The organism is Streptococcus marimammalium DSM 18627 (genome assembly GCF_000380045.1).
Classification (GTDB): Bacteria; Bacillota; Bacilli; order Lactobacillales; family Streptococcaceae; genus Streptococcus; species Streptococcus marimammalium.
The window spans coordinates 205,850-218,279 of record NZ_KB904339.1 but is presented as its reverse complement, the minus strand read 5'-3'; the positions used below and the strand labels follow the sequence as shown (position 1 = coordinate 218,279).

Genomic DNA, 12,430 nt, shown 5'->3' with positions numbered 1-12,430 from the left:
AAATTCTTAAAATCTTTTTCATTAGACTAGCCTCCTTAGTTGACATTAGTATACCATATTATTCTTAAAACTTTTATTAATAAAAAAATATTCTTGCCCCGTTGTAAAATGAGGTGCAACAAAAAAGACATGTTCATCTGATATACTAAAGTTGCGAACAAAGTATAAAGGAAAGATGAACATGTCCACTCACTATTCTACCACAAAACAGTCCTATCGCCACCTTTCAGAAGCTGAACGAGGTAAAATTGAAGCTTATCTCTCAGAAGGTTTGAAACCCGCTGAAATTGCAAGACGTCTTGGAAGAAATCGCTCTACCATTTCTCGTGAGCTCAAACGCGGGACTGTTAAACAAGTCAAACAGGTCAATGCAAAGAAAGTTTACTTCCGACAGTATTTCGCAGATANAGCACAAAATCGTTATACTGAATCTAGAAAAGGAAGTTACTATTTGAAGCTGAAAAAGGTCTCAAAGTCCTTTTTAACAGCTTTTACTGAAGCGATGACAGCTAAACCTAGAATTCACAGTGTCGATACCTTTATTCATTCCTACAAGCTTGAGAATCCTAAAGAAATCGTTCCAAGTACCAAGACACTATACACCTACATTCATNAAGGNTTACTAGACATCAAACCAATTGACCTTCCTAAAGCTGTTCGCATTCGTAAGCGAAAAAAGCTCCGCCAATCCACTAAGAAACATCTTGGAATCTCCATTGACAAGCGACCTGCTCACATCAATGATCGTTCAACTTTTGGACACTGGGAGATTGACTCTGTCCTTGGTTTGAAAACTNCTGGTGAACCTTCTGTCATGACTTTAGTTGAGCGCCAAACCAGATATGCCCTGACGATCAAACTTCCTGAAAAGAAAGCTGAGTACGTTAATCAGGCTGTTTTAGACTNTATGAAAGACTATCCTATCAAGTCTATAACCGCTGATAATGGGAGTGAGTTCGCTTTANTAAGTGAATTAGAGGGTGTCGCTATCTATTTCGCTCATGCTTACACATCTCACGAACGTGGAACCAACGAGAATTTTAACGGCTTACTTAGAGAGTTTGTGCCTAAAGGGATATCGCTAAAGGAGCTAACTCAAGAAGAATTAGCTACCTATACACAAGCTATCAATGACAGACTAAGAAGAATACACAACTATCAGTCTGCCAAAAAACTGTTTGAGCTAGCTCAAACAGTATAAAAATTATTGACTTAGTCAGATGAATACTTTGTTGCACTTGACTTGACAATTGGGGAAAAAATATTCTTTCACAATTGCTTATAAAATTATTAGAAAATAGAATTTTTAATAGTCTGTTGACAGCCATCTGTATTGTTCTTGACTTATCATCTTCTTATTCCTTTAAATAAATGATGGTGATGTCACTAATGTCAACTGGAGACTCTTTGTCAAAGTCCTCGTTCTTTATGATATCTTCATAATCAACAATCGGATCTAGTCCAATTGCTCCTTGATCCGTGTCAAGCTCTTCTAATTTTTCTATTGGAAGCATGGGACCATCTTGTTTGTCATTGACACGAAAATATAAATCATAAGTTCCTGTTGAAAGATCTTTTTCAAAATGCACAAACTCAATTTTATTAATATTATAATTTCTCGCAACCATTTTCACGACATTATCTTGTTGCTCTTTTGTCAAGGTTTCTTCCTGACTTGTCATACTGCATCCTCCTAAAATAACAATGGCAAACAATAGCCCTAAACAAATTCTTAAAATCTTTTTCATTAGACTAGCCCCCTTAGTTGATATTAGTATACCATATTATTCTTAAAACTCTTATTAATAAAAAAATATTCTTTCACAATTGTTTATAAAATTATTAGAAAATTGAATTTTTAATAGTCTGTTGACAGCCATCTGTTTTGTTCTTGACTTATCATCTTCTTATTCCTCTAAATAAATGATGGTGATGTCACTAATGTCAACTGGAGACTCTTCATCATAGTTATTGCTCTTTTTGATATCCTCATAGTCTTCAATGGGATCTAAACCTATGGCTCCCTGTGATGTGTCCAGTGTTTCTAATTTTTCTATTTGTACCATTGCAGCATTTTTTTTATCATTGATTCGATACAATATATCATAAGTTCCCGTTGAAAGATCTTGTTCAAAATTCAAAAATTCAATTTTATTAATATTATAATTTCTAGCAATTCTTTTCACGATGTTATCTTGTTGCTCTTTTGTCACTGTTTCTTCGTGACTTGTCGTGCTGCATCCACTTAGAATAATGGTAATACTCAAAATTGCTAGAATTGGCAGTAATATTTTTTTAAATCTCATTTTAGTTATTCTCCATAAAAAGTGATGTTTTTTCTGAGCAGCTACTCACTTTCCACTCTTTCCAGCTTTAATCTTCTGTCAGCAAACCATCCTAAACATCATAAATCGTACGAAATGTTTTAATAATGCTGGTGAAGTTTTCATCATCAAGATATACATTCATATCATTAAGCATATTCACAAGGTTTTCTTGGCTTCTAAAAGTGATAACGGACAAGGTATCTAACGTATTGTAGTGACCTTTTAGTGCATCAAGCCATTCTTCAAATGCTTTTAAGGATAATTTGTTGTGCTTAATCATAGAAGTTAAAACGAGACCAATCCTTTTTTCTTCAGCATCTGAAAACAAGCGTTTTTGTTTGGTAAAACAACTTGTCAAGGCTTCTAACAAATCTTTGTTCAAGGATTTCGGATACATCGAGTGCTGAACAACTCTTAGCAATAACTCAGCCGCATGGGCAATGGAGTGAACCCAGCCAAACTCCTTAAGATAGCCATGGGAATTAGGTTCTTGACTGATGTGCTTGATGGCATCTCTAAAAATCTGGTTTCTCGTTTCATCATCCAAAACCCCTTTATAGATTGAGTCGTCATTATTATCATAAAAAACAATCAAAGCTAAAAGCAAGGATGAGAAGCTACGCACCAACTCATATGACATTTCCTCTTGATTGCTGTGATAAAAGAGCAATTGACGCTTCATCACCTCCTGATAAAGACTTGTCACCTGCTCTAAAGAAAAGACGTTTTGATAGAAAGCTTCTCCAAATAAAGCGTAAATCGTCTCATCTCGCAGTTCAGCATCAGGATGGCCAATGTTTTCCAACATATAGGCTAACTCGGCGTCAGAGATAGTAAGCTTTTCACTACTGTTTAATTTTTTTTTTTAAATTCATCTGAAGTCTCCTGTTAATGCTACAAAGTTGATTTGGTTGAAAATTGGTGATTGGGATTCTAAGCTTGAGTGTTTGGTTGTTGTTTTTATTATAACAGATAATTTGGTATTTAAAGGTGGATTATTTCATAAATAATAACATTGAATAGCTATGTTTTTTTTTAATTCAAACAATAGCTGAATGATAATACTTTCTTAAATAAAAAAACATCTAGCTCTAGATGTTTTTTTAGATACTAATTTATAAATAATTTGATTGATCACTAATCAGCAATTCTGGAATAATTTGTACTGCAATTCCTTCATCGGAATCTTCTTTATCATCAAATAATAAAGCGAGCTCACCCTCTTTATCAATCATCATTGTTTTTATGGTAAAACGATTTTGTGGAAGAGAACCATAGTTTTTTTCTAATGAATTTTCGACTAACTCAATATCATAAAGATAATAAAGAAACTATTACTTATACATATTCTTACCATTATTTTTAATACTCATGATGTTCTATAATATAACAAAGAGACCAAGGTTTTTAAATCTTAGTATCTAAAGTAAAAAATTAAATAAAATGTTAATAAAAATGATAGGATAAGCATTCTCTACTCTACCACTTGATAACTCACCATTCTACCTGATGGGACATGTTGAATATTGCCTTTAAAACCGAGGTTTTCTTTAAGATATGCTACCATGTGTTTCATTCCTGGGTCTTCTACGCTGAAATGTCCTGGGCTAATGATAGCTTTTTGCCGTCCAACGCTTAAGCAATCATGAACAAACTCTAAAATGGTAAATTCAACCATTTCCATTAGTAACATAGCATCAATGCCCTCTTGATTTAGTAGTGTAATCAACTCATTGTCTTTTCCAAGTGCATGTAGTCCTATGGCTAGTGTTTTTATTACTTGATTCGGATTACCAGCATAGCGTAAGCCTTCAATTCCCAATTTTTCAAACATTTCTCTGGTTAACTGATTGAGAGTTTTTGGTTCCGAAAAACGAAACACAATCGGATACTTAGTGAGGTCACTAATGGCATTTTCCCAATTCATTTTCTTAACAAAGCCGTGGAGAATACCATCTACATAAGTCCCATCTGACTGCCTCATGCCTGAATGCACATAGTCATGATTTCGCCAAACAACAATCTCATGTTTATCAAGTAATTCTTTTTTAGCATGGTAAGTTTGATTATCAATTAACCACTCTCTGTGGTCACCATGATTCCAAAAAATAGCCTCGTGAGTAATAATCAGATTCGCCCCCTGATGAATTGCTTCTTTGATAACATCCACACTAGCCCAACAAGTCGTTATAATACCAGTACAAGGTCTGTTAAGCCATTCTTGTCCGTATAACACCTTGTCACGTGTCGTTTTCTCATCAAAAGTGACACCCAGATAGCTTCCACCCTTGTATAATGCTTTTGTTTTTGCAATAATTTCAGAAATAAGCATGATCGCCTCCTTAATGAAATAGAGTTGTGAGTTTAGTTGGTTAGAAACGCATCCCTTTTCAAATATTCTTGCTAAGAATATCAAACATTTTAGCTTGATGTTCTTTTGCAAGTCTTCAGTCCATTGGTTATTATTTTTTCACATCATGGCTGCCATAATTCGTAGTTTCAAACGTTGTTCGATTATTCCAGGGTTTGTACTTGCTTTACCAATTGGCATGGCATTGCCTAAAAAGGTATCTTTCTTATTTTTTTGAATTTATGAATTCAATCATTTCTTTTTCAATAATTGAAGAGAAATCAGAAATATCTTTTTTATTCCAATCGTGTCCTTCTTTCATTCGTTGTTCTGTTACTTTTGCCATCCATTGCAATTTTAAACTTTGTCTACTAAAAATTTTTTGCCACTCATTATATTTAGATTGTGGCGAAAGATTACTAAATTTGGAATTTTGTCCATCTGTTATAATTGCTAAATTACCAATAGAATGAAGAAATTCATCTTCTAATCTTATTTTTCCTAAATTCTCAGTTGGGTGCTGTGGATACCAATGTTCAATGGACCTACGATAGGAAAAATTAAAATGACTCGTATCAAAAAAATGTTCTTTTAATCTTTCTCTATTTTTCCAAAAAATATAATCAATCAAATTAAAGGCATAGACAGAAATTCCTTCTTGATAAGATTTTATTTTTGAAAAAGAATCATCAGTAAATACTCGAGATTTAGCATATGAAATAGCCATTGTTTCTAACATCTCAAAAAATACTTTTGCAAAATCATCTTGGTGTAAATCATCAATATGATGATAGAGAAACTGTGCTATTTCAAACAACCAGCGACTATCTCTATTTGAAGTAAAGGTCACAGCAAACATAGACTGAAGCATCAAAATGTCTTTATTATACTGGCTAAAAGTATTCTTATCAAAACGATACTGTACGTATCGATGTCCTCTATGTTTTTGATTAACATCTTCACGATAGACTTTTTGTAAAAACCATTCCCCTTCTTGTCTACGGCCATCGCTTCTAGTCTCAAGAGAACTCCTAATAATAAAATTATCAAAAATAAATTTCATTTGTAACATATTGTATGCAAATGACATCACAAATTCCTTAGCATTATTGGCTTGTAACTTTTCCTCAAAGGTTGCAAGTAATTTTTTATCATCTAGTTGTATCTCTTTAAGATTGGTCGTTCCAGTAGTTAAATAATAGACATAATATAAAAATGTTTCAAAATTAATGATTGTTCGATAATTGATCTCTTCTTCATAATTAATATCTGTTGCTGTTTTAGCAGAATCATGGTTAGTTTCTATATATTCAATAAGGGTTTGCTTGTTTTCAGAATTAATCTCAATCTCATCAAAATTTTGACTTAGACCGATTCTAAAAATATTTCGAAATGAATAGTACCCGACATTTTCAGATGGAAAAATTTTCTCTCTTTCACAATTAGTATCAGTATATTTGTTTTTCTTTTTAAAATAAAGAACAACTGGTTTATCAAATTCTGAACAGGCATCCCAAATTTTAGCAAATTTTAAGCTTGTCATCACATCTAATTTGGACATCATCTGTGCTTTAATAACTTCATGAGCTTCTAGCTGTTTTCCTCTTGAATTAAAGCGTTCAAAGTATAGATTAAGATCAAGATGCTTAGGTAAAATAGATTGAAATATAATCACACGATTAAGAAAATAGTCTGTAAAAGCTATTTTATCATCCACTAATCTCAAAATAGATTTAACATTATTAAAACCTTTACTGATTTCATTACTCTCTTCTACAAGCTTTCTTTCAAGCAATATATTTAATGTATGATTTGATACTTTTCTACCATTAAATAAAATCGGTATTTGATTCAGTATTGTTTGTGAATACTCATTTTGTAAAGCTAAAGCAATCATGACTAGTGCTGTGGCTCTTTGTTGACCATCAATGATATTATAATTAGAATCAACGACCAAGGTACCGATATAGTAACGCTCTTTTTGTTCAATACAGGCATCATCAATATCTTGTATTAGTTGCTCAATTTCATTGTAAGTCCAAGAAAAATTTCTTTGATATATGGGAATTTGATAGCTATTGTTAAATAATTCAGTGACAGTTAGTTTTTGATGAGACTCTATCATTTGATAATCTCCTTAATTAACCTTTCTATATTCCAATTGTCAAATTTATCTCTATCAATTTTTAATAAAAATTCTTCAGGCGTTAAAGATTCATTTAACAACTTTAATAGTTTTTGTGTTTCCTGATTTTGAAAATGTCCACCTGCAGCATATTTTGCCAGTGTAGAGTCCATAATTCGTGTTGCTTTCCTTGGATAGTAAGCCCAAATAAGTATAACTTCTACAACTTCATGATTCAGAGAACTTTCTCCAAATCGATCGATAAACAAAGCCAGGGTATTAAAAAATAAATTATTATTGCGCTGATACTTATTAGCTTTTTGGCCAATCACAACTTTAACATTACCTTGATTAAATGGTTCAAAAATGTGTTGAATGTTAATTAATTGACGATGTGATGTTTCAATATACTCAAAAAAGTTTTGACCATTGATTATAGGCATCGTTAAGGCAATAGGAAATTTTTGATGATTTGCTTTTAATAATCGGTAAATTTCTAGATAAGGATAATTTTTTTGAGAAAGATCAACTCCTTTAAAATCATCTATAAAGTCTTCTGTAAATCTTAAAAGAGAGCCATAGCGTTTTCGTGTTAAACCTGTCTCACCATTGGACCAACGTCTAATTCTAAACAAATGTTTATCAAATAAATCTTTTAAATTTAACACTTCGTTATTAACAATACTTTCCCACCCAGAAACAGTCTTTTCTGTCTGATGTTCAGTACTAATACTTCTCAAATGAAAGGCTTTTAATAAATCATAAGGTTCAAGAGATTTCCCACGATTATTTTGTGAATCAAAAAGTTGAAAAGCTTCCGATAATCCTTCTTTGGGCAATTCAATAACTGATAGATAACATTGATTTAATAGAAAATAAATGATTTCAAAGGATTCTTTCTTACCAACTAAGTCAATCAAATTTTGCCATTCATTAAAATTTTCTTTAGCATGCTGACAACTTTCTGTACCAAATTTTTGATTTAAAAGATTTTTTGCACCATTATATTTTTGAATATTACCACTAGCAAATAATAATAGAGAAATAGATAATAGTCGTTGTTGTCCATCAACGACATCTAATTTACCATCTTTATTATGATACAAAATTAAAGTTCCAATATGATAGGAAGTTCTTTTATTATTTTTCATAACTTCTTTAACGTCATAAAAAAGATTACGAATCTGTTTCCTTTTCCACTTGTATGGTCGTTGATAAGATGGAATACGAAGGCGATTGTCAACTAATATCTCATCAATATTCTTTTTTAAAAACTTAACTTCCACCATATCCTCCTTAATTTAATAGTAATTATTTGCTAAAACTGATTCACTTGTAATATAAATGTTGAATAACTTTTGTAATTCTTAAATACTTTATTTATTAGAGATAAAATAAATTTTTATTATTTTCAACAAGTACCATTCACATGTTATCCATGGAAATAACCTCATCAACCATTGCCCAAAATTTAGAAATAAATAACCCACAAAAAGGTTAAATTAATATCTGTTATACCTAAAAACAAAATGTTATCACATTACTTTTTTATTCATTTCTAAGACTATTTTCTCACTTAAAGCAACTTTTTGTCAACTGATTATAATACAAAAAAATTGAATAAAATGAAACTTTTGATTTAGTAGAAAAGATTAAAATAATTAGAAATCTGCTTGCTGAATTTCTTTAAAAAATGGTAAAATAAACACATATCTATAAAAGAGATAAGGCAAAACATAAACCTCTCTCAACTAAAGACAGATTAGATGATTTCTATTTTTGGCGTAACTCTTTCCAAAAAATATAAAGAGTTATTATTGAAGAAAAGAATTGGTAGAAGGGAGCTAAAACATTGCTAGAAGTATGGTTTGTTGTCCTATTGTTAGTCTTATTTTTTATTACAACTATTTATTTTTGGATAAAAATTTATATCATAGATATTGTCAAGTCTGTGGAAAGCACTAAAAAAAGTAAATTTACAAAAAGACAATGGGGCTTAATTTGGATACTATCCATAATATTTGTTTTGCTGTTGTTATATATTTCGTTTCAGTATAATATAATGATTTAAAAAACCAAATGACTTAAGAGTAATTGTTTATTTAATAATACGCATAACTTCATGTAATGATATTTTAAAATTTATCAAAACTATTGACTTAAAATTATAGTCTAAAGAAAAAGCATTCACTAATTTTCAGTGAATGCTTTTTCTTTATTAAATAGTTATGGACTTTATGTTTTCTATCCTATTTTAGAACTATATTTTTGAAACAAAATAATTAAGGTTTCTCGACCAATCTTCATTTATTATTTCAGTTTTTTGGCAAACTTGTCCATTTTTTCTCTAACTTTAAAGTAAATAACTAGTAGGCTAATCATAGCTAAATTGTTCATCAAGAATATATATATTATGAAAATTCCTCTTTCTTCTATGATATTATTTGAGGTATAAATTATTATTTCAACCAATAAATGTACAAAACTAATTATTGGAAATATTAAGCTAATCCAAAAACTGTTTCAATTTCTCTTTTTCCTCTGCGGTCAATAGACGATACTCACCTGGTAAAAGAGACTCTTCAATAGTAAATGGTCCAAAGGAAATTCGTTTAAGTGAAATGACTTTGACCCCATAACTTAAAAACATTTTTTTGATTTGGTGGAAACGCCCTTCTCTAATCGTTACTAAAGCCTCACTTTCCTTTTCTGATGAGGATAAAATCGTTAAGTCAGCAGGTTGACAAACAGTACCATCCAAAAAGACGACACCAGCTTGGAAGAAGGAAATGGCATCTTCATCAAGAAAACCATTAACAATAACTCGATAGGTTTTGTCAACATGATGGCTAGGATGAAGCATCCGATAGCCTAGCGGCCCATTATTGGTGAGGAGGATTAATCCTTCGGTATCACGATCCAAACGACCAATGGGATAAATATCTGCTCGTTTATCCGACTCTTTTAGAAGGTCGAGCACCGTTTGGATTTTTTTATCTTTTTTTGCCGTGACGACACCCTGAGGTTTGTTCATCAGATAATAAACCGTTTGGTGATAAGCGATTGGCTCACTCCCTACCCTAACCTCCTGAATACTCGGGTCAACGTTGCGACTAGCATCAAGCACGATTTCATTATCAACCGTGACTTGCTTCATTTTGATCATTTTCTTAACCTGATTTCTGGATCCGTAACCCAATTCACCCAATAATTTGTCTAATCTCATAATAATAGTGTAACACATTTATTTTTGAAAGTTTTTTTATATAATATTCCACTTTTTTAATAAATGCCAGTGAGTAACAATCATCATATAAAAATTATTCACTAAAAAATCTTGGTAACTCTAACTCACTTGACCAAGCTTGCCATTTATTTTTGTGTTCCAGTAAGTAATACCAGATAAGATGATCGCAACTATCAAGAGTTTCTTCAAACTCATACCTATCCCATGACCACTCTCCAAAGGTATCATCAAGAACATTAACTGATTCTTGGACACCATGAGACCAATAAAAATGCGAAACATAAATACAATTTTCTTCTATAGCATACCATTCAACCGTATGGTCAAGTAAAATAGCCTGTCGAATGGCAGCAATTGGATAATCCCATCTTGTCGTAAATTTCACTAAATAGGTTCCATTTTCTTGCTTCTTGTAGGAAAAACCATCACCATAATAAATGTATTGCCCATATTTTTCCCTGTAATCATTAAGATTAGAGACACCAAGCAATTTATTAAAACTAATATAAGGTGGTTCCATTTTCTCTTCCTTGCAAAATGGAAAATAATCTACTAAATATTTCTCAAGAAAATCCTTTGAACAAATAATTTGCTGATAAACATAGTTTGCCATGTATAATACCTAACTCCATCATATTTTACTTCTTACAGATATAGTCCCTTATCTACACTTAATTCAATTAATTCCTGTGCTAAATTCCATAACTCCTCAGATTCATCGGCTATAAACTTTTTCTTCTCAAAGACTGTTTCAGCAGAAATATTGTCAGGATTATAATTATTGTCTGAAACTGTCAAATGATTAATAAGAGGTACTAAAGCATCAATAACTCTTGAAAATCTTGCCTCATTGCTATCACCTTTTTCAAATTCTAACCATATTCACACAATCAATCATAAGCTTCCAATACTTGCTTTTTAATATCTTCTTTTATCAAATTGGCTTCACTCCTTTACTCTAATCACATAAATAATCTAGTCATAATAATTTATAAAGTTCGTTAAATAAAAAGACATGATGTAGATGGACTTAAAAATCCCCACATTCTCTTTTATCATGGGGATAACAATTGTATAAACAATCTATTCTATCATGTCACGCTCACTATTTTTTATTTCCCAATGGATAACAAATGTCATGACCACCCTTAGAATAACAATAACCGATAAAATATAAAGTTCCTTTGTTGTATGTATAAGAACAGTATTTAAAATCTCTGCTGCCAACTTAAATTCCAAGGCAAGTGCTAAAGCTTTGGCAAAGTTGATTTTCACTGCTATATCTCCAAAATCTAACCGTGCTTTAAATAGGTCATAAATAGCCTTCCCTGTCCCTATAACAATAATGAGTACACCAAACAATTCCAAAAAATGCGTAACGTATGGAATGATAACCGTCAAAATGTGATGCATAATTTCTCCTTCATATGAAATAATAACTTGAAACAGGCATTATCATCATTGATCCTTATATTATATAGACTTGTGCCCATTACGACTATTGTATCATGTCTTTTATCAAATGCCTAATACTATTATGGATAATGATATTAATTTTAGCTTGTTAGCTGCCATTACTCTTTTAACGATTAAGAAGTGGGCAACCCTATGTATTTCCACACCAACAAGGAAAAGCAAAAAATATTTCTTACAACCTCTGCATTTGTTTCATTATGTAATTTTTATGACTATCCCAATAATTACTATTTTACTAACTTTACTAGAACCTTTTATCTCTGAAATTATTTATATTCAGACATTAATGATATCCAGAAACATAAACACCACACTATCTCAGTTGCTTAAGTCAAATCTTTATTTTGTAAAAAGATTATCTTTCTTCTGGAATAAAAACATGAATGTCCTCCTTAATAGTGTCTAAGAACTTGATAAAGATGCGACGACCAAATTTTTTTTCGATAGTCGTCTCTTCAATTTTATAATACACTTCACCATCTTCTGATTTTTTTAAGAAATCTATAACAAGCTGTTAGAATCTCAATTGACCTACAAACTCAGTTGAATTTCTATTTGATTCAGGCGATTGTAATCTTAGACTTATTAAAACGATAATCAAAGATATAATCCTTTGTTTAATTAACTAGCACAACGGGTAGATTAGTATATAAAGAAATATCTTTATGTCAGTCTCATTATAAATTGCTATTTTTTTTTGTAGTTTCTTTAAAAAGATTGATATCACATTTACACCACTTAACGCAATTAATATTTCAATTGGCAAAAAGTAATAGTTCCAGATAAAATGAGTAGCAATCAATAATAGGAACACAGCAAAATGAAAATAGCTATTCCTAATGCGTTCTGAAAGTTTATGATAGATAAATGCAAGAACAATCGAGATTAGAATAATCTTCATAAGA

The 12,430-nt window shown here is 31.2% G+C and carries 11 protein-coding genes and 2 pseudogenes; 1 reads left to right on the top strand and 12 read right to left on the bottom strand.

What is annotated here, in order from left to right; genetic code table 11:
- Positions 1 to 181: 181 nt before the first annotated feature.
- A complete protein-coding gene (locus A3I1_RS0101060) occupies positions 182 to 1,201 on the top strand; it encodes an IS30 family transposase (RefSeq protein WP_018369468.1) in 1,020 nt (339 codons plus the stop codon).
- Positions 1,202 to 1,355: 154 nt separating this feature from the next.
- Here A3I1_RS0101060 and A3I1_RS0101055 read toward each other — a convergent pair whose 3' ends face one another.
- The 12 genes and pseudogenes from A3I1_RS0101055 to A3I1_RS08575 all read right to left on the bottom strand — a co-directional run.
- Positions 1,356 to 1,748 (bottom strand): hypothetical protein, encoded by a 393-nt coding sequence (locus A3I1_RS0101055; protein WP_026216722.1) that lies wholly within the window; start codon positions 1,746 to 1,748, stop codon positions 1,356 to 1,358.
- Positions 1,749 to 1,907: 159 nt separating this feature from the next.
- The gene (locus A3I1_RS0101050) at positions 1,908 to 2,306 is read right to left on the bottom strand and encodes a hypothetical protein (protein WP_018369466.1); all 399 of its coding nucleotides are present in this window, start codon (positions 2,304 to 2,306) and stop codon (positions 1,908 to 1,910) included.
- Positions 2,307 to 2,397: 91 nt separating this feature from the next.
- A complete protein-coding gene (locus A3I1_RS0101045; RefSeq protein ID WP_018369465.1) occupies positions 2,398 to 3,135 on the bottom strand; it encodes a DUF2785 domain-containing protein in 738 nt (245 codons plus the stop codon).
- A 307-nt stretch (positions 3,136 to 3,442) separates the two neighbouring features.
- A complete protein-coding gene (locus A3I1_RS08640; RefSeq protein ID WP_272912582.1) occupies positions 3,443 to 3,565 on the bottom strand; it encodes a hypothetical protein in 123 nt (40 codons plus the stop codon).
- A 236-nt stretch (positions 3,566 to 3,801) separates the two neighbouring features.
- Entirely contained in the window at positions 3,802 to 4,659 is an 858-nt protein-coding gene (locus tag A3I1_RS0101035) for a Nif3-like dinuclear metal center hexameric protein (protein ID WP_018369463.1), read from the bottom strand.
- Between the two features lie 244 nt (positions 4,660 to 4,903).
- Positions 4,904 to 6,802, bottom strand: coding sequence for a DUF262 domain-containing protein (locus A3I1_RS0101030; RefSeq protein WP_018369462.1), 1,899 nt, complete (start codon positions 6,800 to 6,802; stop codon positions 4,904 to 4,906).
- Positions 6,799 to 8,091, bottom strand: coding sequence for a DUF262 domain-containing protein (locus A3I1_RS0101025; protein WP_033376130.1), 1,293 nt, complete (start codon positions 8,089 to 8,091; stop codon positions 6,799 to 6,801). Before A3I1_RS0101025 ends, A3I1_RS0101030 begins: the two co-directional genes overlap by 4 nt.
- A 1,217-nt stretch (positions 8,092 to 9,308) precedes the next feature.
- Positions 9,309 to 10,028 carry a pseudouridine synthase gene (locus tag A3I1_RS0101015; protein WP_026216720.1) on the bottom strand — a complete coding sequence of 240 codons (720 nt, stop codon included), beginning with the start codon at positions 10,026 to 10,028 and terminating at the stop codon, positions 9,309 to 9,311.
- Positions 10,029 to 10,122: 94 nt separating this feature from the next.
- Positions 10,123 to 10,569, bottom strand: a complete 447-nt coding sequence (locus tag A3I1_RS0101010; RefSeq protein ID WP_018369459.1) for a hypothetical protein — start codon at positions 10,567 to 10,569, stop codon at positions 10,123 to 10,125.
- Positions 10,570 to 10,694: 125 nt separating this feature from the next.
- Positions 10,695 to 10,931, bottom strand: a pseudogene (locus A3I1_RS07675) (HD domain-containing protein); the annotation flags it as partial.
- Positions 10,932 to 11,132: 201 nt separating this feature from the next.
- Positions 11,133 to 11,462 carry a DUF1622 domain-containing protein gene (locus tag A3I1_RS0101005; RefSeq protein ID WP_018369457.1) on the bottom strand — a complete coding sequence of 110 codons (330 nt, stop codon included), beginning with the start codon at positions 11,460 to 11,462 and terminating at the stop codon, positions 11,133 to 11,135.
- A 754-nt stretch (positions 11,463 to 12,216) separates the two neighbouring features.
- Positions 12,217 to 12,426: pseudogene (locus A3I1_RS08575) on the bottom strand (hypothetical protein); the annotation flags it as partial.
- Positions 12,427 to 12,430 lie beyond the last annotated feature (4 nt).

Coding starts and splice junctions, on each gene's coding strand:
- A3I1_RS0101050 (WP_018369466.1), bottom strand. CDS start 2,306: ATGAGATTTAAAAAAATATTACTGCCAATTCTAGCAATTTTGAGTATT.
- A3I1_RS0101055 (WP_026216722.1), bottom strand. CDS start 1,748: ATGAAAAAGATTTTAAGAATTTGTTTAGGGCTATTGTTTGCCATTGTT.
- A3I1_RS0101010 (WP_018369459.1), bottom strand. CDS start 10,569: ATGGAACCACCTTATATTAGTTTTAATAAATTGCTTGGTGTCTCTAAT.
- A3I1_RS0101045 (WP_018369465.1), bottom strand. CDS start 3,135: ATGTTGGAAAACATTGGCCATCCTGATGCTGAACTGCGAGATGAGACG.
- A3I1_RS0101035 (WP_018369463.1), bottom strand. CDS start 4,659: ATGCTTATTTCTGAAATTATTGCAAAAACAAAAGCATTATACAAGGGT.
- A3I1_RS0101025 (WP_033376130.1), bottom strand. CDS start 8,091: ATGGTGGAAGTTAAGTTTTTAAAAAAGAATATTGATGAGATATTAGTT.
- A3I1_RS0101005 (WP_018369457.1), bottom strand. CDS start 11,462: ATGCATCACATTTTGACGGTTATCATTCCATACGTTACGCATTTTTTG.
- A3I1_RS0101015 (WP_026216720.1), bottom strand. CDS start 10,028: ATGAGATTAGACAAATTATTGGGTGAATTGGGTTACGGATCCAGAAAT.
- A3I1_RS08640 (WP_272912582.1), bottom strand. CDS start 3,565: ATGATGATTGATAAAGAGGGTGAGCTCGCTTTATTATTTGATGATAAA.
- A3I1_RS0101030 (WP_018369462.1), bottom strand. CDS start 6,802: ATGATAGAGTCTCATCAAAAACTAACTGTCACTGAATTATTTAACAAT.